General features: G+C 54.2%; 21 protein-coding genes, 1 pseudogene and 1 other annotated feature. Of the genes and pseudogenes, 3 read left to right on the forward strand and 19 right to left on the reverse strand.

Translation table 11 applies throughout. The annotated features are described in order from the left end of the window. Positions 1-82: 82 nt before the first annotated feature. From ACNT1W_RS06250 to ACNT1W_RS06315, 14 genes and pseudogenes are all read right to left on the reverse strand, one after another. Positions 83-631 (reverse strand): tail fiber assembly protein, encoded by a 549-nt coding sequence (locus ACNT1W_RS06250; protein ID WP_419246525.1) that lies wholly within the window; start codon positions 629-631, stop codon positions 83-85. Continuing rightward, positions 628-2,499, reverse strand: a complete 1,872-nt coding sequence (locus ACNT1W_RS06255) for a phage tail protein (RefSeq protein ID WP_419246526.1) — start codon at positions 2,497-2,499, stop codon at positions 628-630. Before ACNT1W_RS06255 ends, ACNT1W_RS06250 begins: the two co-directional genes overlap by 4 nt. A 2,768-nt stretch (positions 2,500-5,267) precedes the next feature. Continuing rightward, a pseudogene (locus ACNT1W_RS06260) lies at positions 5,268-5,789 on the reverse strand (phage tail protein I); the annotation flags it as partial. Further along, a complete protein-coding gene (locus ACNT1W_RS06265) occupies positions 5,782-6,690 on the reverse strand; it encodes a baseplate assembly protein (RefSeq protein ID WP_112362936.1) in 909 nt (302 codons plus the stop codon). The pseudogene ACNT1W_RS06260 and the gene ACNT1W_RS06265, both read right to left, overlap by 8 nt. Positions 6,691-6,694: 4 nt before the next feature. Further along, positions 6,695-7,045, reverse strand: coding sequence for a GPW/gp25 family protein (locus ACNT1W_RS06270; RefSeq protein WP_012005313.1), 351 nt, complete (start codon positions 7,043-7,045; stop codon positions 6,695-6,697). Further along, positions 7,042-7,677: a phage baseplate assembly protein V gene (locus ACNT1W_RS06275; protein WP_135344649.1), complete on the reverse strand. Its 636-nt coding sequence runs from the start codon at positions 7,675-7,677 to the stop codon at positions 7,042-7,044. Before ACNT1W_RS06275 ends, ACNT1W_RS06270 begins: the two co-directional genes overlap by 4 nt. Positions 7,678-7,765: 88 nt before the next feature. Continuing rightward, on the reverse strand, positions 7,766-8,230 hold the full coding sequence (locus tag ACNT1W_RS06280; protein ID WP_419246527.1) for a phage tail protein: 465 nt from the start codon (positions 8,228-8,230) through the stop codon (positions 7,766-7,768). 39 nt (positions 8,231-8,269) lie between these two features. Continuing rightward, positions 8,270-8,782, reverse strand: a complete 513-nt coding sequence (locus tag ACNT1W_RS06285; RefSeq protein ID WP_419246528.1) for a lysozyme — start codon at positions 8,780-8,782, stop codon at positions 8,270-8,272. Beyond that, positions 8,766-8,984 carry an HP1 family phage holin gene (locus tag ACNT1W_RS06290; RefSeq protein WP_012005317.1) on the reverse strand — a complete coding sequence of 73 codons (219 nt, stop codon included), beginning with the start codon at positions 8,982-8,984 and terminating at the stop codon, positions 8,766-8,768. The genes ACNT1W_RS06285 and ACNT1W_RS06290 overlap by 17 nt, the downstream gene beginning before the upstream one ends. A gap of 3 nt (positions 8,985-8,987) precedes the next feature. Next, entirely contained in the window at positions 8,988-9,191 is a 204-nt protein-coding gene (locus ACNT1W_RS06295) for a tail protein X (RefSeq protein ID WP_012005318.1), read from the reverse strand. Between the two features lie 205 nt (positions 9,192-9,396). After that, a complete protein-coding gene (locus tag ACNT1W_RS06300; RefSeq protein ID WP_026142210.1) occupies positions 9,397-9,591 on the reverse strand; it encodes a hypothetical protein in 195 nt (64 codons plus the stop codon). Positions 9,592-9,654: 63 nt separating this feature from the next. Next, positions 9,655-11,718, reverse strand: a complete 2,064-nt coding sequence (locus ACNT1W_RS06305; protein WP_419246529.1) for a replication endonuclease — start codon at positions 11,716-11,718, stop codon at positions 9,655-9,657. 4 nt (positions 11,719-11,722) lie between these two features. Next, entirely contained in the window at positions 11,723-11,944 is a 222-nt protein-coding gene (locus tag ACNT1W_RS06310) for a TraR/DksA C4-type zinc finger protein (RefSeq protein ID WP_112362931.1), read from the reverse strand. A 74-nt stretch (positions 11,945-12,018) separates the two neighbouring features. Continuing rightward, on the reverse strand, positions 12,019-12,324 hold the full coding sequence (locus ACNT1W_RS06315; protein ID WP_012005321.1) for a hypothetical protein: 306 nt from the start codon (positions 12,322-12,324) through the stop codon (positions 12,019-12,021). A 235-nt stretch (positions 12,325-12,559) separates the two neighbouring features. On the opposite strand from ACNT1W_RS06315, the gene ACNT1W_RS06320 reads away from it, so the two are divergent. After that, positions 12,560-13,456, forward strand: a complete 897-nt coding sequence (locus ACNT1W_RS06320; protein WP_112362930.1) for a helix-turn-helix domain-containing protein — start codon at positions 12,560-12,562, stop codon at positions 13,454-13,456. A gap of 55 nt (positions 13,457-13,511) precedes the next feature. Here the strand turns inward: ACNT1W_RS06320 and ACNT1W_RS06325 are convergent, their stop codons facing one another. Beyond that, the gene (locus ACNT1W_RS06325) at positions 13,512-14,276 is read right to left on the reverse strand and encodes a DUF481 domain-containing protein (protein WP_012005323.1); all 765 of its coding nucleotides are present in this window, start codon (positions 14,274-14,276) and stop codon (positions 13,512-13,514) included. A gap of 584 nt (positions 14,277-14,860) precedes the next feature. Between ACNT1W_RS06325 and ACNT1W_RS06330 the strand changes: the two genes are divergently transcribed. Together ACNT1W_RS06330 and tyrA are read left to right on the forward strand one after the other, a co-directional pair. Continuing rightward, complete coding sequence (locus ACNT1W_RS06330) at positions 14,861-15,934, forward strand: 3-deoxy-7-phosphoheptulonate synthase (RefSeq protein WP_012005324.1); 1,074 nt, start codon at positions 14,861-14,863, stop codon at positions 15,932-15,934. A 6-nt stretch (positions 15,935-15,940) separates the two neighbouring features. Continuing rightward, positions 15,941-17,062 (forward strand): bifunctional chorismate mutase/prephenate dehydrogenase, encoded by a 1,122-nt coding sequence (gene tyrA / locus ACNT1W_RS06335; RefSeq protein ID WP_115183247.1) that lies wholly within the window; start codon positions 15,941-15,943, stop codon positions 17,060-17,062. 41 nt (positions 17,063-17,103) lie between these two features. Here tyrA and pheA read toward each other — a convergent pair whose 3' ends face one another. The 4 genes from pheA to bamD all read right to left on the reverse strand — a co-directional run bounded on the left by pheA (position 17,104) and on the right by bamD (position 19,938). After that, positions 17,104-18,261, reverse strand: coding sequence for a bifunctional chorismate mutase/prephenate dehydratase (gene pheA / locus ACNT1W_RS06340; protein WP_012005326.1), 1,158 nt, complete (start codon positions 18,259-18,261; stop codon positions 17,104-17,106). A gap of 42 nt (positions 18,262-18,303) precedes the next feature. Beyond that, positions 18,304-18,430, reverse strand: a sequence feature (Phe leader region). Further along, a complete protein-coding gene (gene pheL, locus ACNT1W_RS06345; protein WP_198010413.1) occupies positions 18,382-18,429 on the reverse strand; it encodes a pheA operon leader peptide PheL in 48 nt (15 codons plus the stop codon). It overlaps the preceding feature by 48 nt. Positions 18,431-18,552: 122 nt before the next feature. Continuing rightward, the gene (gene raiA / locus ACNT1W_RS06350; protein ID WP_012005327.1) at positions 18,553-18,894 is read right to left on the reverse strand and encodes a ribosome-associated translation inhibitor RaiA; all 342 of its coding nucleotides are present in this window, start codon (positions 18,892-18,894) and stop codon (positions 18,553-18,555) included. A gap of 312 nt (positions 18,895-19,206) precedes the next feature. Further along, positions 19,207-19,938, reverse strand: coding sequence for an outer membrane protein assembly factor BamD (bamD, locus tag ACNT1W_RS06355; protein ID WP_012005328.1), 732 nt, complete (start codon positions 19,936-19,938; stop codon positions 19,207-19,209). Between the last annotated feature and the right edge of the window lie 13 nt (positions 19,939-19,951).

Consider the following 19,951-nt stretch of genomic DNA (forward strand, 5'->3'; position numbering starts at 1 on the left):
CATTGGGTATGTATGAGAACTGGTACAACAGCAGGAAAATCAAGATAAAAAAAACGCCCCGGGCGGGGCGTTGAAGGTGCGATTATTGCGGCGGCTGCGGCCAGTCGATGTCTGGGGCCAGGCCTGGATCGACTCTGCTGAGCATCACCCTATATAGCATCCAGGTTTTCAGATGTTCAAGTTCACCTGGAGTGGCAATATTGAGGTCGGCAGCATCCTTTAGAGGTGCAATTTCTTTCGCCGCCTGGTTCAGAAAAGCATCTTTTTCATATTTTGCCTGAATTTTTAATTGCTCAGCGGTATAAGTTCGCGGTTCTATCTCTTTTCCATTGAATTGCCAGTCTAGTCCCTTAATCGGGAGTGGGAATTTATCCGGAATATCACTGGCTGAAATTTCAGCGACAAATGCATCAATGGGCCATAAGCTAGATGCATCGTAACTGGCGCTATGTATAATTCCGCTACTATCGAAAACTATTTTCAGTGTTTTTTCATTGAAGTGATGTTGCACGTCATACCAATCATCTCCGTTTTTGTCTTTAATAAACAATATATTTGAACTGCCTGAAAGGATTGCCTGAGGTGTGCCTTTCTCAGGTTTATAAGTAAAAAATGGGCCGAGATTTTTCATGCGTAAGCCACCGTGTACCAGTTATTATTAATGTATTTTTGCAACATTCGATAATACATATACCCAACTTGATTCCCTTCATTGCCGTTACCGCCTGTAATTACCGCTCCTGAAGGTGCCTCAGTCATACTGCCATCAGTGACAATAGTTCCTCGGCTAGCCAAACGAATGTCGCGGACATAATTTCGGTCCAGATAATTATTTAAATAGCCTCCCCAGATGCTGCCATTAAGATTACCGTCTGTGTGAAACGTCGCTCCTGCAGCGAAGACTGCGCCATTAGCATGAAATTCACCATTGTTGCGGAAAGTGAACCAACCATCAGCTCCGCCATTAGCTACATGAAAGCCAATTTCGTGGTAACTGCCAACCTTTTCGTAATGGTAAATGTCGGTAAACAGATCCCCTTGACCTTGAAGGCGAAAACCATTGGTTTGTCGATTACCGTCAGCGTAAGTTATATTTCCTCGTTTGTGAATAAATTCAGAATTATAGAAAATAGTAGGGCCGTTAATATTTGTGGCGCCACCAAACCAAACATCGCCGGTTACACTCAACTTTCCATTAACATAATATTCTGAACCGTGGAAAGACAATATTCCTTTATTGTCATTAACTAATCTGGTGTCAAAATTACCGGTGCTATTATCATAGTGAAAATCTATATATGGAGTAGAACCGTAAAGTTCCACACTAGCCTTGGCTGTAAGTCCACCTGAGATAGTGGTTGAGCCATTCACTGATAATGACGGAGTGGTCAGCCCAGATTTTGTTTCGATGGAGCCATTCACCGTCAGACCACCGGTAATGGTATCGCCGCTCTGTTTGACAAACTTGCCGTCGGCCTCGGCCTTGTTGTAGGCCCCAACATCCGCCGCTGTGGGTTTAAAACCCGTGGTATAAATCCGGGACCACGCCAGCGGTTTCTCCGGGGTGCTGGAATTGCCGATATAGGCCGTTCCATTATTCTGCACCGCCAGATACCCGCTGGAAGGGCCTCCATCGCAAGGGAGATTCAGTACGCCATAGACACCGCCACCTGGCGAATTTTTTGAGGTGCTGTTGACCCGATAAATTTCACCAAGGTTACTATAGGCATCGGCATGATGTCTTGAGCCTGCGCCGAAACCGAACGCGCCGACCTCCATCAGATTTGTAGCTTCAGTCCCCACATTTCTCGTTGCCGCATTACCCAGTGCGAGATTGCCACGTGCGGTGGCTTTGTTGGTCAGGTCCGAAAGGTTATCGGTTTTTTTGAGGCTTGCATCATTAACCGCTTTCACCGCTTTTGGCGTCGCTGCCAGAACTTCGCTGTTGCTATTGCTGTCGCTGCTCAGTTGGGTGAAGCCTTTGGCCAGCAGGGTGGCATCCGGGTGGTTACGTGAACGGGCATGTTCGGCGATAGCCGCATCCAGCGTATCGCGGGAAACCAGCACGGCGGTTTTGTCTGCCACAATCACTGCGCTGGCGTCACCTTTGACCAGCAGGACCATGCGCACTACCTGAGTACGACCGGCACCTTCGGCCAGCAATGGCTTGTAAGTGTCTGGTGTATTAGCCACGGCCACCAGTACGCCATTTTTATCGTACAACCCCAACTCACGGATCCACCAGCCACCGGTATCTTCCGGGATCACCTGCTCGGCGATCACCTGGTTGCCGCTGTCGGCGTTAACCTGCAGGGAATTGAGCACCGCCCGTCGTTTTTCATTCACCAGCCTGGTTTGGCTTTCGCTGGGCAGAGTGGCCGAGCCGCCGCCATCGCCGACCGCCATCTGGGTGATCTCCAGCTTCTGGCCGGTTGCCGCGGCGTTAGCCAGCAGCGCTTTACCCTGATCGGTGAGCAGGGCGCGATATTTTGCTGTCATGTCGTTGCTCTCTTTTGTTTGTCGGCCAGGTCATTCAGGCCGTTCTTGTACATCACATACAGGCTCAATCCGCGCAGGATTTCACCCGACCAAAAACCGAAGAACATCCCGTTGTCCGTGCCAGGACGTGGTGCCGGTGACCAGGCGCCATCCATCACATCTCCAGCGGTGAGATAATTCTTCTGTAACTCTGTAACGCATTGTTCGATAAAGTGTTCGATGCCGGTAATCTCACTGCCGGCCATTTTTGCCAGCACGGCGCCAGCCAACCACAGGCCGCACATATGGCCAGTAAAATCATGTTTGTTGGGCTGCGGGATACCCGTCATCGGGAAATCGGTCGGTGTTATACCGCCTGAGTCCTGGGTAAAGCCGATCAGCCAGCGCAGCCAGTTTTCGACATAACCGACCAGTTTGGCTGGCGGTGTTTTTCCCGCCAGTGTCAGCTCATGCCAGGCACGCGCGGCGCCAAAGAAGGCCCGAGGTTGATAGCCGGACCAGGCGGTGCCGTCGCCCCAGTGGTACATGGTCCAGCTGTCCGCGGGGCCATAGCTCAGATTGTCCCAGCGATTCCAGATATAAGCGGAAGCTCCCGGCCCCAATACGCCAAACTGCTGCTGATACCACTGCTGCGATTGCCACAGAAACTCGGTCATGTTGTTGAGCATTACACCGTCGGGATCGGCGTCGGCATGCACGAAAATGAACGGGTATTGGTAGCCTGGATAAGGCATGCCGTGCCAGCCGTCGAACTGTTGGCTGTCTGCCTGATAGATATTGGAAAAGGGGATCACGCCGGGCGTGCAGAACAGGCTGTCCTGACGATGGCCCAGTAGGGTGCAATCCCCCAGCAGTGCGGTGTAAGGGTTGTCTGCCTGTAGCGTGACGCGGTATTTGATGGTGTAACCGTCGTCGGCGCTGAAGGTTGGCGGAATATCATTCAGTACGTAGTAGCTGAAGTTGGCGTTCGCCACATTGCCGTCTTGCAGGATAGTGACCTGATCCACCGTGCTGAAATCAGGACGGGCAGGTTTCTCATCGCCATCCTGATGGTCTGGCTGATAGCCGCTCAGCACCGCGGCAGCCGGGTCAAAGGTTGCCAACTTCCATTTACCCTCGGTGGCGGGCAGCATCCAGTACCAGCGCCATTTATCGTCGTCCTCAAACCGCAGATTGAAGTCGGCATCAGCACGATAAACCAGTTGGTTTACCGGAAAACGTTCCTCGGCGGTCAGCCAGGCGCCGATCACCATGCCAGCGTCATCGTTGGGGTAGCTGGCATTGATCACCGTTGCGCTGCGCCTATCGTAAACCTGTTCTTCAAACCGGCTGCGGATCACGCAACCGCCGTAATCGGTCACCGCACGCAGGTCGGCCAGCAGATAATCGCTGCCATCCTCGCGAGTCAACGCCGCCAGACTGGTGAGCGCGATATCATAGGTTTTTACCTGCGTCTGGGTGGACTGCGGCAGACCGATGCCCCAGTCGGTGGTTTGTTTTGCTTCCTTTTCCGCTGCTATGGCCAATTGCAACCGGCAGGAAATAGGCTGGTTCTGGTCATCAACGCCACCGAAAGTAGTGCGAACTTTTGACTGTTTGCCAACGCGGAACCACACCGATTGCTGTTCCAGTGACTGCTGTGACGCCACTTCTTTGCGCAGGGTGATCATGCCATCGGCGTTGCGTGCATAACTGACGGGCGCACCGGCAGGATATGACCAGTCGTAGGAGATGCCGTCGGTGAAGGGAGTATTGGCATGCAAACTCTGGCGGAAGAACTTATCCTGCGCGTCAATATCGGTGTATTCCATTGCGGTGAATTCAACGCTTTTCCAGGCATTGAAATAGCGTTGCTCGCCGGTGATTTTGTGCAGCAGGTGACAGGCATCGGCAAACCATAGCTCGGCGTCTGCCGCATTACCCATGGCATTGTGCGGGACTGGCACGTGCAGCGGACGATTGTGCTGTGCCTGATTACGTTCAATCATGACGCCGCCGTGCTCGACGGGCTGACGATTGGCAAAGTTCAGCTTATGACTGCCACTGAGCCTGTCATCTTTCAGTTGAACGGTACCAAACTGCGCGGCGGGCAGACCCTGGGCCAGAATGTCACCGTCGGCGCTAATCTGATAACCCTGCCAGTTAATGATCCACGCCACGTCGTAACGCTTGCCGTCACTGCTCCAGTCCACGTTGCCGGCTGCGTCAACCGCACGCACCTGCGCATTGATGGCGTCCCAGGCCAGAGTGCCGTCAAAGGCGAAGGTGGCGATATCCAGATATTCTCCCCAGTAAGGCGCGCCCTGCGGGATCTGTGTTTTGCCTTTAATGAAGGTCATGGGGACGCCTTTGAAACCGCTGTGCGTCGGATCTTTACTGTCTACCGGCCAGTTAGCCGGCACCGGCTCCTTGGCGTTGACGATCCAGTTGGCTACCCAACGCTGAGGGGTTTTCGGGATGGGGGCACCGTCGTAAAAATGAGTCACATAAGCATCGAAACAGGCAATGGCCTGATCCAGATACTTCTGTTGTTGGGTCGCCAGGTAGGCATGGGCATAGCCGAGAATTTGCAACGCCTGCCCCTCGGTGGTGGCGTCATTGGGCAATCCCGCCATGCGTGAAAGCTCTCGTTCATGGCGTGAGTCGGCCAGAACATGTTCTGCGTTGAGAACAAAATGTTGTTGGGTCGAATCCAGGGTGGTACCGGTATTACGTTGTAAAAACTGATAGTGGCCCTCCAGCATTTGGCGGGCGAACTCGACATAATCCGGATATACCGTGGTTATCTCGGCGTCGTAATGACCACCGGCCACCTCGATATTACCTGAGGCCTCCAGGTTCAGCGCCAGGCCGGTCAAGTGGCGGCTGACCGGTTTGGCGTCGGCGATCATCCGTTCCATTTCCAGGTACATTTCTTCGGTGATGCCATTTTCCAGCACGCCGATATCCAGTGAAAAGGTGCCGGGTTCCGCGTTGGTTTCCCACCATTCACGCAGTTTGATCAGATAGCCCAAGGGCTCGACCACGCGGCGGATGGCGCCGATAGTCCCTTTATGGCGATGCACGAAGAAGGCAGAGGAGACGACGTTGCGTTTGGTTTCTTCCGTCCAGCCCTCATCCCAGTGATCGACCGAAAACGCCCAGGCCAGATACGGCAGCAGGTTGACCGGGCAGGTGGCCGGGTTCCACAACTCCCGCAGCGGTACCGGCATCGTGGTCAGCTCGGCGCAGGCGGCGGCCGCAGCGACCTCCAGCGGTGAAGAGCCGACCGGCAGCAGACGGTTACTCATCGGAGCCTCCGACGGTCAGAAGATAACTGGCGCAGTACGACGCCTGGGTTTTATCCAGCACGATATCGGCCTGCGGGCTTTTCAGTTCCACCCGTTGCACCCCTTCGGCATGCAGAGCGGCGTAAATTGCCGACAGACGGATATCACGCCCCAGACGGTGCTGGGCGCTGATGTAGCTTTTTAACTTGGCTTCGGCGGCGCGGCGGATAGGTTCTGCTTCCGGACCAGGGTAGAGGTAGAGCAGCGCATCGATATTGTAATTGACGATAGTGGCGGAGCGTACGCTGACGCGATCGGCCACCGGGCGCACGTCTTCATCGTTTAGCGCTTTATCGACAATCGCCACCAGCTCGGCGCTGGCGGTGCCGTCACCTTCACGCGACAGCACCGAAATCAGCACGTTGGCCGGGCTGGGACTGGTGGCGGAAACGTCGGCCACCCGGCCATCGGCGGAACGACCGTGGTATTCGTAGGAACCGCTGGAGCCGGCCACGCTCAGCCCTTCGAATGCCTGCTGGATGCGTACGCGGAAATCGCTGTCGGACTCCATAATCGCCGCTACCGGTGGAATGACCGTATTGTCAGGCTGCTGGACCACCAGGCGTTCAACCTGGAAGTTAGCGCCAAGCTGATCGAGATCGCTGCCGCCGGCATAGCCGAGCATCACCGCCTGAGCGGCCTCATTGATGCGCTGGCGCAGGATCAGTTCGCGGTATGCGTTTTCCTGCAGCAGTTTGACGATCGGTTCCGACTCCAGCGTCAGCGTGCGTGCAATGGCTTCACGCTGTTCTTCCGGGTAAAGGGAAATCAGCGTGGCCTTGCGATCGGCCAGCAGCGACTCGTAGTCGAGGGGATCCACCACCGTGGGGGCGGGTAATAAGCTCAGGTCAATGGTTGCCATGGTGTCAGCTCACAGAAACAGAAAGAGAAAAGGTATCCGGCGTATCGATACGGTTGCCGGTAATGTCGACCACCATTTTTCCGTCGATGGTAGTGTTAAAGGTGATGCCACTAAGTTGAATGCGCGGCTCCCACTGCAGCAGCGCGCTGTAGCAGGCGGCCATAATCTGCAGCCGCAGCACGTCGTTTTGCGGCTGATCCAGAAGCTCGGACAGCAGCGAACCGTAATTGCGGCGCATGATGCGTGAGCCGATTGGGGTGATCAGAATGTCGCTCACTGACTGACGGATATGTTCAATGTCGGTGATCGCGCGGCCTGAGCCGCGATTCATGCCAAGATATTTCGCGTTATTCATGCTGGTTTATCCGTTTGGCCTCCGCCGTTTTGCACGCCGCCGTGGGTGTGGCTATGTACCACCACGCCGTTAGAACTGATGCTGCCGCCGGAGTGGTTGAGATCGCCGGTCATCGAGCCGCCCTGCCGGATGGCGATGGTGCCGGTGGTTAATAGCTGGGTGCATTCCACCTCGGGGGCATCCAGCGTGATCTTGCTCGTTGCACGACAGGTGATGGCCGGTGCAGTGACGATTACCTGCTCTGTGGCTTCAATGGTGGCGCTTTTGATACCCATGACTTTCAGTGCCCCCTCTGCCGGTTCGTATTCGATTACCGCGCCGTCAGGGAAGGTGATGTGTGCCGCCTGAGCCGAGGTTGACGGCGCGGGATGGGCATCGGAAAAAATGCCGGGGAGCACGAAGGCGGTATCAAGCTCGCCCCCCAGCGACAGCACCAGCACCTGTTCGCCTACGCTGGGTGCCCACCAGCAGCGAGCGTCACCGGCTCGGCCGGTTAGCCAGTTAAGCCAGTCGGTGAGGTTGCCACCGGTGGCAACGCGACAGCGCCCGCGTTCGAGGTCGAGCTCACTGATGGTGCCGATGCGTATCAGGTTGCGCACCAGGCGCTGAATATCGAAGTTATCTGTGTTCATTTGTTAAGAATGCCGCCGTATAAGGGGGGCGACAACGCGGCGGCGTTTAGCTGACGCCAGCACAACCGAAGCCGTCCCCAGGGTCAGTTTATGGCTGCTGAAATTGGCTGATCAGCTCGCCGTGCAGGTAAACACGGGTGAAGCGAATGACGTTTTCCGGCTCCGGTGGCTCGGCCAGGGGGGTGATATGCAGTGCAGCATCGCGCTGTTCCACCTGGATGCGCTCGGTCAATTGCAGTTGAAGATCTAGCTGGCCGGCGGCGCTGACGTCGCGTTTAAAGGCAAAACCGTTTTTACGTTTATCCGGGTTGGCGAGAATGTCGGGCTGGTGACTGCGCAGCCAGGCCAAGACAGTGATCATCACCAGGTCTTCTTCGGTTGTCTGGTCGCTCAGCGTCAGATTGAGCTGGTATTGGTATTCGAATGACAGCGAAGGGCCTAATGTTGAAACCACGCGGCCATTATCCAGGCTGATGCGTAGCTTATCGGGATGCGTTTGTAGGTCTGGCAGAGCGGTGGTCAGCGCAGTACGCAACTGCTTGGGTTTTAGCATGATGTCTCTCCTTGAGTGGTTGAAGCGATGCAGCCAGGATCAGCGCTGAATACCCTGCAGGCACAGAGCACGTTCGGCATGACGACGGCGTTCCAGCCCCTGGCTTTTAACGCCCTTGACATAGATCCAGCGCGGTAGCTGATCGCAAGCCGCCTGCCATTGTTGGCGTTTGATAAAGGTGGCCAATGTGGAATTGCAGGCAGCGCTGACGCCAACGTTGAAGGTAAAGGCGCTGACTGCGTCGTAAACCGGCTGCGGCATCTCTACGGCCATGCAGCGTGCGATGCCGAGCTCGACGGTGCGGACATCCTCGATCAGATTGGCCGCGGCTTGGCGTTCGTCGATGACTGAGCCGGATTTCACACCGGCGGTATGGCCGATGCCGTTGGTCCAGACACCGGCACTGCACTGGTAGGGGGAGAGTCTGCAGCCTTCGAAATCGGCAATCAGGCGCAATCCCTGTTCAGAGGTGTGTAGGGTATTGAACTGTGGCAGCAGGGCGGCGAGGGCCAGAATAGCCGCCACGCTGCAGCGTTTAGCGAGTGAGCTCATCGTAGACTCCGCGTTTCAGACCGTTTTTTTTTAACGATTTCAACAGCTGGTAACTTTTACGCCGGTAGTACCAATTCACTGCGAAAGTACCGACACCGACCGCAGCGCCGACCAAGAGGGCAATGTCCTGTGTGGAATGTCGCCCCATCCAGGCCAGACAGGCCGCCGTGAGGTAGGCAAGCGTTGAGGTGAGTTTTTCCATCGCTTAGTCCCACAGTTTGACGGTTTCTCGTTGAGCGGCCGCCGGCAGATCCGGCAGTTCTACCGGATGACCGTGGGGGAGTAGCGGGCCTGCGTCGGCCAGATCGCGATTAGCGAGATAGACCTGCTCCACCAGACGCTGAGTGCTGCCGTAATAGCGCCAGCAAATCGCGTCTATGGTGTCGCCTTGTTGTGCATAAATTTTCATCATTACGCTCCTGCGATGTGGTTGACTGAGATGGACGCTACGGCCCCGGATAAGCACTAGTTTCCCGTGAGAACCAGGCATCGGCAACGCGATGGGGTTGTGGATGCGCTGGCACAACTGAACGGGGGAATGCTGGTGACAGAAACGAAAACACCCGCCGATGGCGGGTGCTGGAAAAGGGGATTTAGCGTAAGCAGACGCTGATTTAGCGAGAGTCCTGTCCGTCAGCCGGGTAAAATATTTCTTGATAATCATTGTCCGGCAACACCTGGCTGGCCAGATCTGAAATCAGCGACATGGCGATCAGAAATTCGGCGGCACTGCACTGCGCAGCCTGCGAAACATCGGCGATGAACTGGATGCGGGACAGTGTTAGCTGTTGTTTATCCATAATTTCCACTGTTCTTGCCCTCTCTTAAGTATACTGTTTATTTATACAGTATTAAGCAAAACGCTAAAGGCGTCAATGATTGGATTTATCATTTGTGCAGTAAAAATTTGTCCAGTCATTGATTAGCGGAAATTGTACAAGTTGTCCGTCAAAGCTGATTTTCCCTCCTCTTGCTAATACTTCCAACTGCCAGCGCTGCGGATCGATACCTGTCTGCCGAAGATCGCGGGCAATAGTCAGGCAATACTGCTGTTGTGCTGGAGTCAGACGTGCGGAGGGCGCCGGTTTTGGGGCGTTAAAGGAGGAGGATCCACAGTTATTGGCAGAACTCCAAGGTGTCGCAGGTTCGCGGTTTTTAGCGACGATGCGCCATTGTAGCGTACGGGTCCGGTACACCCGATCAGGGCCCAGATGGGGGACATAAATACCGACCACCTTTTGCACTCGTTCGTCATAGCTGTTCAGCATGGGCGCATCATCACGCGCTACGCGCACCCACTGCCGGCTGCGCGGCACGTTAGCACCGCCCTGAGCATTGATATAACCGGCAAAATCTCCCGTATCGGCGGCGGCGCGTACGGCTTCGGTTCGCGCATCGAACTGCTGCGTCAGGCTTTGCCCACGAATGCGACGACACTCGCGATATGCGCCTATGCTGGGCAAACCAAAAGGATGAAACTGCGGAATACGCCAGGTGCTGGCCCAGGCGCTGACGGCATTGGCGGTTTCACTCAGCGGGCTACCGGTCTCATGATCGAGTTCTTCCTCCAGTGCATAGCCATCGAGATTCTTGGCAATGTATTTGGCCATGTAAGCGGTCGCTCCCCCTCGATTCAGGTGCTTATACTGGAGACGATTCTCTTGCGCTCCGGGTTCCCCGGCATCTTGCTGCAGTGCATAACGAAGCAGAATATCGATCACCGGTTGACGGTGATTATTGGGAGTAAACAGCATCAGGTGCCAATGCGGTGTGCCGTCGTGATGCGGTTCCACCACGCGAACACCGTAGACCTGCAACTGGCGATCTTTGAAAGCAGTGCGCATTTTGCTCCATTGCTTCACCAGGTAGCGTTGGCCGTCTTTGGGGGTAAAATCTTCGCGGTCCCAGCGGTGATTAAAGCGTGACTTACCGCGGTCGCCGGCAGTGCGCATGGGATGAAAACGGGAGGGGGTAGTCAGGGTGACAAACAGGCCGATGTGGCTGCTGCGCGCGGCGTAGGTTTCAATGCCTGCGAGGGTATTCATTAGCTCCATACGGCGGATCGCCGGATTGGCAATGCTGCCGAGCACTTTCTCCATCAGATCGATACGCTCCCCGGTAACGGTATTTTCCAAATCGCAGCGGCGAAGATAATCCAGGTTTGACTGGCGTCGCGCCTTCACGTCACGAATGGCCTGCCGGCTGGCATAGGGTGATGTGTTGCGGCTGACGTTGCCAATGGCGATCAGCAGCGCTTCGCGCCACTGCATACGTTGCATTTTCAGGCGTCGCAGCCACCAACGATCGCTGGTCAGTCTCGACAGTGCCGCTACCGCGCGGTGGCTGTCCAGCACCCCCTTGCGATAACAGTGCCAATGCATTGGCTGAATATTAAAAGCGCGTGCCATACCGGCAATCTGGCCATACAACCGCGATTGAAATTCGTTTTGCAGCAGGACAGAAGAGTCTCCCGCATGCCTGGTCAGTAGGGTGTCGCACTCGCTTTGATAAAGCGCCAGTAACTGGCCGGCGATACGTTTTGCCAACTGTTCCAGCGCCTTGTCACCCAACGTGGGCAAAGCGTTATAGTTGTCGGACTCACTACCAAAGCGCATCGAGGCCTGCCGATTCAGAGCAAATTTATCGTTCACTTGCTGAATACGCGGCCATATACGACGTTCGAAAACCAACACCAAATAGTGCCAGGCAGCCTTCGAACCTTGTTGACTCAACAGATGTTGGTGGCGCTCGGTAAACTGTATACGCAGATAATAAGGTAGAGAATTGACGCGCCGCAGCGCGGCTTGCCACTGGCGTAACCGATCGCGGTTTAGCGTGGGTTCGCGGCCAATGGCTGGCCGCGGGGCATTCCAGGGATAGGCACCTTCAAACGAGGCTGAAGGCTGGGGGCCAATAAGGCCGGGGGAAGCTGGCATCGTATTAACGCCGGATAAAGTGACGTTGCTGAGCCTCTGAGATCTCCTGGCAGGCCACGCAGCGGCTTACGCCGGGAATAGCGCGGCGTCGTACCTCCGGGATCGCCCCGTCACAGTCTGTGCAAAACTGCGCAGAGGCCTGGGTGACTACGGGCCTGGCGTGCGCGATTTGCTTTTCGAGCATCAGCGCCTGGCGTTCTTGCGCCATATCTATGGTATCAGCCATGGTGTGTTCTCCAGATAGGGTAAATTTGGGCCGAACGACATCCGGCGGGTTGCACGCCAGAAGTTGCAGAACGGCTATTTTTTCTGATTCAGCAGGCAATCCTCTTCGCTGATATAGCGCGGCAGTGATTTGCCCAGTTCAATGAATGCATTGAGTGCCGCGACAATTTTCTGTCGCTGGGGATAACTCATCTCGTGGAACTGCAGCATCACGTGACGCTCGGTCAGGCCTGCATGAAAGCAGAGCGTGTGACGTAGATGCAGCGGTGCCGTGTTGTAGATCTCCTCGGCCTGATTTTTATATTGGGCGAATAGCGTGCGGCGGATTTCAGCGATACGCCGTAGGCCGATAGCCCGTTGCTCTTCACTCGCCAGCAGCATGGCAACCTCCCTGGATGCGGATTGATATATGGGCTTGCAAAAGCGAGGCAGTTCACGGTTCGAATCACCATCACTGTGTGAGCTTACCGTTAACCAATGGCAGCATAACTTGCTATTGGACTACCAGGATGTTTGCATTTTCATCAATCATGTCGCATCATCTTAACTAAAGTGACATTTAAGCCGTTTGTGAAACATTTATACGGCACTTTAGATCGCAAGATGCGACTTGTAAATGCAAATTTTGATTTTAATTGGTGATGATATGCGTGAAGAGACTGTGAACGATAACGCCTCAGTAGGCGCAGTGATTGAAAGGATCCTTTCATCTTATGGCGTTGGCACGCAGAAAGAGCTGAGTGAAATCCTGGGGATAGCCCCTAACAACATCAGCAGTTGGCAGCAACGTGGCAGTGTGCCTGGCTATGTGATCATCAGCTGCGCGCTAGCTACGGGCGCGGATTTGGCCTGGCTTATGACCGGGGAGCTTGCAAAAGCAAAAAGTGAACGTAAACCGATTCAACCCGCGCAGGGAAAAGCGCTTTACGATCGGGTTCTGGCCTCTGGCGGTAAAGGTGTGCTGCGCCGCATTCTCGATGCCTATGGTTTCAGTTTGCAGAAAGAGCTGGGAGATTTACTGGGTATTTCGTCGGGCACCATGAGCACCTGGGTTCGTCGTAATTATTTCCCGGGAGATATCGTGGTGACTTGCGCTCTGGATACCGGTGTTTCTCTGTTGTGGCTGGCAACCGGACAGGGGGAAATGGGCAGTGGCAGCACGGCGGTGACGGTACCTAAGGGCGGGCAAGCGCTGCCGAAATACCGGCTCGTCGCCGGGCAGTTGAAAGAGGCGGGAGAATGGTTGGCGGACAGTTCGCTGATCCCGGCAGGGGTAGCGCAACCGGCCTACATTGACGGCGGTCGGTTATCCTGGCTGGTGGATTTAGCGGTGACGCACATTGCCAATGGCCGTTGGCTGATCGATATCGACGGCAATATCGACGTCTATGATATTGCGCGTTTGCCTGGTAATCAGGTTCAGGTTAGTGGGGGAAATGCTGACTTCCAGTGCTCCACTGATGCGCTGAAAGCCTTGGGCATGGTCTGGTTGACTCTGACGCCTCAGGCATAAAAAAAAGCCCATTAATAATGGGCTTAGTCGTATAAGAAATGCGGAACCGAAAAGATTACAGACCGTACACCAGGCTGATGGAAGTGGTGGTGTCAGTGTTCTTCGGTGCTGACGCTGGCGGCTTGCTGTTGTAAGTCACGTTATAAGCCAGACGCAGTGCGAACCTTTCGTTAATCGCGACGCTTAGCGCGGTTTCGGAGTTCAAGGTGGTTTCTTCGTTAGCCAGTGCGGAAACACCTTCGGAGAACTTGGTATTGTCGGTCAACTGATACGAATAGTTGGCTGCGCCGTAAGCCAGCGCTTTGGTGGAGCGACCACCGCCATGATATTCATCGTGACGTACGCCGGGACCAAATTCAACTCGCAGGTCGCTGAGCGGCCCGTTGAGGATTTGGCGACCATAACCGCCGGTCAGCGTGGAACGGGAGTCATAACCGTTGAAGCGGTCACTAAGCCAACTTGCCTGACCGAACAGGTAGTTGCGATCGGACAGGTTATAACGGGTACGGCCACCGGCCTGATACTTTTCTGACGAGCGCACGTTAGAGGAGGTGGTGTTGTTGGCGGCTCCCCACAGGCTGTAGGCGGCATCGCTGTTGAACCAGGTCATGCTGGTGTTGGCCAGCAGGGTCGAGCTTTGTGAGTTACCAGACTGCGAGTTGTAGCCGGCCTGGACGTTGCCTTCAAACGGCTTTTTAGCGGTGGCCGGATCGTCCATCGCGGTGAAAAGCGTATTGTCGGCAAGGGCTGAAACACTGGTGAAAGTCGTTAAGCAGCTAATGAACAGCGGAATAGCGCGGCGAGCGCGTAAAGAGAGCATTTTGGATCCAGTTGTTAAGAGTGATTATAAGTGATGTCAGTCACATTATATCGGTTCGTCATGGCGACCAAAATAGCTACGATTAGCTTAAGTTTTTAATTTCTCATCCTTACTTATTCACTTTTCTTCTACTTAATTAACCCCTTCCTGCGGCATATCATGCTGAGTATCCTTAGCGTTTGGCTGGGTTTTGGCTAAGGTTGTCGTCTGGTGGCAACAGCGGGTGGGCAGCCGTGCTCGATAATCCGGATGAGACTGAGAGCTGTATCGCGGCCTGATGCATTGTTGTGGAAAATATGGTGTATATTTTTATTTACACTTGATGGTGGTGGTTCCGATTCTTAAAGCTTAAAGGGGATAAACGATAACCTTGATTGTGTTTGTTTATTTCTGTTTATAAATCATATGATTACAAGTTGTTTGTTGTCTCTTTTAATATGGGCTTTCAAGCGGGCTTGTCAGTGGTAATTTTTTATTTACAGATATCGGATTGAAAACTTTACATCACATGGTATGGTAAGGACCTGAAACGCTCAAGGTTGTATTAACGCTTACGCATAACGGCAAACGACAGGAATAGCATCATGCAAAAAGACGCGCTCAATAACGTTCATATCAGTGCAGAACAAATTCTGATCACTCCGGAAGAACTGAAGAACCAGTTCCCGCTCAGCGCCAGCGATGAAAATGAAATCGCTACCGCGCGTAAAACCATCGCTGATATTTTGCAGGGGCGCGATCATCGCCTGCTGGTGGTGTGCGGACCCTGTTCTATCCACGACCCGGATGCTGCCCTGGATTACGCCCGTCATTTGAAAACCCTGTCGGCTGAATTGAGCGATCAGCTGTATATCGTTATGCGCGTCTATTTTGAAAAACCACGCACCACCGTTGGCTGGAAAGGCCTGATCAACGATCCGTACATGGACGGTTCGTTTGATGTTGAAGCCGGTTTGCACATCGCGCGTCGTCTGTTGCTGGACCTGGTTGGCATGGGATTGCCGTTGGCCACCGAAGCCTTGGATCCGAACAGCCCGCAATACCTGGGTGACCTGTTCAGCTGGTCGGCGATTGGTGCACGTACCACAGAATCGCAGACTCACCGTGAGATGGCTTCAGGCTTGTCGATGCCGGTGGGCTTCAAAAACGGCACCGACGGCAGCCTGGGGACGGCAATCAACGCCATGCGTGCAGCGGCGATGCCACACCGTTTTGTCGGCATCAACCAGGCAGGGCAAGTGTGCCTGCTGCAAACGCAGGGTAACCCGGATGGGCACGTGATCCTGCGCGGTGGTAAAACGCCGAACTACAGTGCCGAAGACGTTGCGGCCTGTGAAAAACAGATGCGGGACGCGGGACTCCACCCGTCCTTGATGATAGATTGCAGCCATGGCAACTCGAATAAAGACTATCGCCGTCAGCCGACGGTTGCCGAGTCCGTGGTAGAGCAGATTAAAGCGGGTAACCGTTCGATCACCGGCATCATGCTGGAAAGCCACCTGCACGAAGGCAGCCAGTCTTCTGAGCAACCGCGTGCAGATATGCGCTACGGGGTTTCTGTTACTGACGCCTGCATTAACTGGGAGAGTACCCAGACGCTGCTGCGCCATATGCACCAGGAACTCGGCACTGCGCTGACGGCACGTACTGGAGAGTAGTAAGTTATGGTGGCTGAACTGACCGCGTTGCGCGATCAAATTGACGAAGTGGATAAGGCGCTGCTGGAGCTGCTGGCGAAACGCCTGCAGCTGGTGGCAGAAGTGGGTGAGGTTAAGAGCCACCACGGTTTACCGGTATATGTTCCCGAGCGTGAGGCGGCGATGTTGGCCTCACGGCGCCAGGAAGCAGAGAATCTGGGTGTACCGCCCGATCTGATTGAAGATGTACTGCGCCGGGTAATGCGTGAGTCTTATGTCAGCGAGAACGACAAAGGCTTTAAAACCCTGAACCCACAGCTGCGTCCTATTGTCATCATCGGCGGTAACGGCCAAATGGGACGGTTGTTTAATCGCCTGCTGACGCTGTCCGGCTACCAGGTCAAGGTATTGGATCAGCAAGACTGGCCGCAGGCCGACACTTTGCTGGCAGATGCCGGAATGGTGATTGTCAGCGTGCCGATTCACGTGACCGAGCAGGTGATTGAAAGATTACCTCCGCTGCCGGCAGACTGTATCCTGGTCGATCTGGCGTCGGTAAAAAATCGCCCGCTAAATGCCATGTTGGCAGCGCACTCTGGCCCGGTGGTGGGTCTGCATCCGATGTTTGGTCCGGACGTAGGCAGCGTGGCCAAGCAGGTGGTGGTCTATTGCGATGGCCGCGAGCCGCAAGCCTATCAATGGTTGCTGGAGCAACTGCAGGTATGGGGCGCGCGTTTGCACCGTATCAGCGCGGTTGAGCACGATCAGAATATGGCCTTCATTCAGGCGCTGCGCCATTTTGCCACTTTTGCCTATGGTCTGCATTTGGCGGAAGAAAACGTTCAGTTGGAACAGTTGCTGGCACTCTCTTCACCAATCTACCGGTTGGAGCTGGCAATGGTCGGGCGGCTGTTTGCGCAGGATCCGCAGTTGTACGCAGATATCATCATGTCGTCGGAAGAGAACATTGCGCTAATCAAACGCTACTACCAACGGTTTGGCGAGGCGATAAAACTGCTGGAACAGGGCGATAAACAGGCGTTTATCCAGAGTTTCCAAAAGGTCGAGCATTGGTTTGGCGACTACGCGCAGCGTTTCCTGGTGGAAAGCCGTTCGTTGTTGCGCCAGGCGAATGACAGTCGACAGTAAAATATCTGGGTTCGGCAATACCGAACCCTTTTTTATCTCATTCAGGATGGATTGACCGGCACCACGTTGTCGCTGGGGTAGCAGCCCAACACCTTCAGCGAGCGAGTTATCGGCGTCAGATCCCTCAATGCTTTCTGCATTGATTCAGAACGCAGGTTAGCCTGCACATCGATATAAAACATTTCCTCCCACGGATTGCCGTTAATCGGGCGAGATTCCAGTTTGGTCATGATGATACCGTTTTCGCGCAGCACCAGCAGTGCTTCAACCAGTGCACCAGACTGTTGCCCGGTGGCCATGATCAGCGTGGTTTTAGCCGGCACTTGCTCGGAGACGTCGATAGCCTTACGCGCCAGCACGATGAAGCGGGTGATGTTCTGCTGTTGATTGGCCAGATTGTGCTCCAGCACCTGCAGGCCATACAGTGCCCCGCCGGCTTCGCTGCCCAGCGCTGCGGCTTTTGGCGAGTTCAATTTGGCGACTTTTTCCATCGCTGCGGCAGTGCTTTCACAATATTCGATTTTCCAGTGCGGATAACGATTAATGAACTGGCTGCATTGCTGGAACGGCTGCGGGTGGCTATACACGGTTTCAATCTGGGCAAGATCGGTATCGCTGGCTACCAGGACGCAGTGATCGATAGGGTTGGTCAGTTCGCCGACGATCGACAGGCTGGTGTGCTGCAGCAGATCGTAGACATCGTTAATCGAACCTGAGCTGGTATTTTCAATCGGCAGAATGGCGTAATCCGCCTGGCCGGTTTCGACCTGGGTAAATATGTCCTGGAATTTCTGGCAACCGCACTCGATTAACTGGTCGAAATGACGAGCAGCGTATTGGCGTGCGGCCAGGTGTGAATAAGAGCCTTTCGGGCCGAGGAAAGCGATGCGGGCTGAATGCTGACTGACTTGATTGAGTTGGTTTTGCAGTAACGACTGCTGGGTTAATACCGAGTCTTCGATAATTAGCTGGAACAGGCGGGTGACGTAGAACCCGTCCAGATCGTAGGGTTTGGCGGCGGCGATCAGGGCGTCCAGCAGGTCGCGCTCACGCTCTTTATCCCGGATTGGACGATGGGAGTGAAGCTTGGTTTTCCCTACCTCTACCGCCAGCTCACGGCGTTCTGCCAGCAAGGACAGCAGTTTCAGATCCAGTGCGCTGATGCGTTCGCGCAGCACGAGTAACGGGTTGTCAGTCATAATCAGCTTCTGCCTTATATTTTTTATACGTCGTAAATAGCCATAAAAAAAGCCCCCTGATTTCAGGAGGCTTTGCTGTTCGTCTTCGCATTCTTTATCACACGACGAAACGCCTCCCAATCAGGGGAAGGTAAAAAAGAATGCGAAGAAAAACGGTTTACGGAGCATGGGTTATCCAGAGTATGCGTGAGACAGGTTTTAAAGTAACCGCAGGCCTTTATCTCGTCAATAAAAAAACCAGACAAAAAACGCGCCCTCAGGCGCGTTTGATGTGAAACAGCCGCTAAACGGTTATTCCTGTTCCGGTTCGACTTCCGGAATGATGTCCTTCACGCTGGTCGCGGCACGGCGTGCTTCGCCTTTGTGCTGCACCTTATTCAACTGGCGTTCCAGCTTGGCGATCAAATCGTTAACGGCGGTGTACATGTCTTCATGTTTAGCGCTGGCGACCAGCGGGCCGTTAGGGGTAGTAATGGTGGCGTCGGCAACAAACCCTTTCGGTTCTTTGGATAAGACGATATGTGGGTTAATCAGTTGGGCCTGCCATTTTTCCAGTTTGGTGAGACGGTCTTCGACGTGACTGCGGATTGCGGGAGTGATATCCATTTGTTTGCTGGTAATGTTCAATGTCATATAACTTACCTCTCTGTCTTTCCGTCTTGGATGGATCCAGCATACCCCGCTTTTTGCTTAAATGCGTGATGAAAATCACGTATTTTTGTCACTTTTTGCAAAGTTAGTTCAATCTGTGATTCAGCATTTGAATTGGCTATCTAACGCTTGAGTCTTGTGAGCGGAACGCGCATTATTGAAAGGATAAGCGGTGGGGCAGACTTGCTAACATCGTGTTTTTGCTTGGGTATTTATCCAGCTCTGGCTAAGTTCGCAGCAAATGAAAACGGCAGCCAAGGCTGCCGTTTTGTTTTTCTGCCGTTGCCAATTCGGTTATGCCGGGTTGGCGGCAATCACTTTGGCCACTTTGTCGGCCTGACCGTTCAGTTGCAACTGCTTATACGCATTTTCCATCAGCGGCAGCGCGTCGCGCGTTGCTTTGGTATCCGGATATTCACGTAGCATCTGTTCGGCGCGATTAACGACCGCGACGTAGGCACCGCGTTTAGTGTAGTATTCCACCACCGAAAGCTCATACTTGGCCAGGCGGTCTTTCAGATACACCAGACGCTTGTTGGCATCGGTCACATACTGGCTGTTCGGGTACTGCTGAATCAGCTGGCTGAAATCGCGAAACGCAGCGCGAGCATGCTGTGGATCGCGGTCTGAACGATCGACCCCGAAGAAGCCTTGCAATGCACTGTCATCCAACGCCATATCGGTCAGACCACGCATGTACATCACGTAGTCGATGTTCGGGTGCGTAGGGTTCAGACGCATGAAACGATCGATAGACGCCTGAGCCAGTGGTAAATCGGCAGATTTGTAGTAGGCATAAATCAGGTCCAACTGAACCTGCTGAGAGTACGGCCCGAAAGGATAGCGGTTATCTAACGCTTCGAGTTGCGTAATCGCGCCCTTAAAGTTACCGTCCTGCAGTTTTTGCTGGGCAGTAGCATAGATTTCCGAAGGTGGGTTGTCGGGAACCGCATCCTTGGATGTGGAGCAACCTGCCAGCGCCAGGCTCAACGTGGCTGCCGCCACCAGATATTTCATACGCGTCATGACGTTTTGATTA

It is taken from the genome of Serratia sp. NFX21 (assembly GCF_048517035.1).
Taxonomy (GTDB): domain Bacteria; phylum Pseudomonadota; class Gammaproteobacteria; order Enterobacterales; family Enterobacteriaceae; genus Serratia; species Serratia quinivorans.

Coding starts and splice junctions, on each gene's coding strand:
- ACNT1W_RS06325 (WP_012005323.1), bottom strand. CDS start 14,276: ATGCTCTCTTTACGCGCTCGCCGCGCTATTCCGCTGTTCATTAGCTGC.
- bamD (WP_012005328.1), bottom strand. CDS start 19,938: ATGACGCGTATGAAATATCTGGTGGCGGCAGCCACGTTGAGCCTGGCG.
- ACNT1W_RS06295 (WP_012005318.1), bottom strand. CDS start 9,191: ATGAAAATTTATGCACAACAAGGCGACACCATAGACGCGATTTGCTGG.
- ACNT1W_RS06280 (WP_419246527.1), bottom strand. CDS start 8,230: ATGCTAAAACCCAAGCAGTTGCGTACTGCGCTGACCACCGCTCTGCCA.
- tyrA (WP_115183247.1), top strand. CDS start 15,941: ATGGTGGCTGAACTGACCGCGTTGCGCGATCAAATTGACGAAGTGGAT.
- ACNT1W_RS06315 (WP_012005321.1), bottom strand. CDS start 12,324: ATGCTGCTGGCGAGTGAAGAGCAACGGGCTATCGGCCTACGGCGTATC.
- ACNT1W_RS06285 (WP_419246528.1), bottom strand. CDS start 8,782: ATGAGCTCACTCGCTAAACGCTGCAGCGTGGCGGCTATTCTGGCCCTC.
- ACNT1W_RS06270 (WP_012005313.1), bottom strand. CDS start 7,045: ATGAATAACGCGAAATATCTTGGCATGAATCGCGGCTCAGGCCGCGCG.
- ACNT1W_RS06310 (WP_112362931.1), bottom strand. CDS start 11,944: ATGGCTGATACCATAGATATGGCGCAAGAACGCCAGGCGCTGATGCTC.
- ACNT1W_RS06305 (WP_419246529.1), bottom strand. CDS start 11,718: ATGCCAGCTTCCCCCGGCCTTATTGGCCCCCAGCCTTCAGCCTCGTTT.
- ACNT1W_RS06255 (WP_419246526.1), bottom strand. CDS start 2,499: ATGACAGCAAAATATCGCGCCCTGCTCACCGATCAGGGTAAAGCGCTG.
- ACNT1W_RS06320 (WP_112362930.1), top strand. CDS start 12,560: ATGCAAATTTTGATTTTAATTGGTGATGATATGCGTGAAGAGACTGTG.
- ACNT1W_RS06330 (WP_012005324.1), top strand. CDS start 14,861: ATGCAAAAAGACGCGCTCAATAACGTTCATATCAGTGCAGAACAAATT.
- ACNT1W_RS06275 (WP_135344649.1), bottom strand. CDS start 7,677: ATGAACACAGATAACTTCGATATTCAGCGCCTGGTGCGCAACCTGATA.
- ACNT1W_RS06290 (WP_012005317.1), bottom strand. CDS start 8,984: ATGGAAAAACTCACCTCAACGCTTGCCTACCTCACGGCGGCCTGTCTG.
- pheA (WP_012005326.1), bottom strand. CDS start 18,261: ATGACTGACAACCCGTTACTCGTGCTGCGCGAACGCATCAGCGCACTG.
- ACNT1W_RS06250 (WP_419246525.1), bottom strand. CDS start 631: ATGAAAAATCTCGGCCCATTTTTTACTTATAAACCTGAGAAAGGCACA.
- ACNT1W_RS06265 (WP_112362936.1), bottom strand. CDS start 6,690: ATGGCAACCATTGACCTGAGCTTATTACCCGCCCCCACGGTGGTGGAT.
- raiA (WP_012005327.1), bottom strand. CDS start 18,894: ATGACATTGAACATTACCAGCAAACAAATGGATATCACTCCCGCAATC.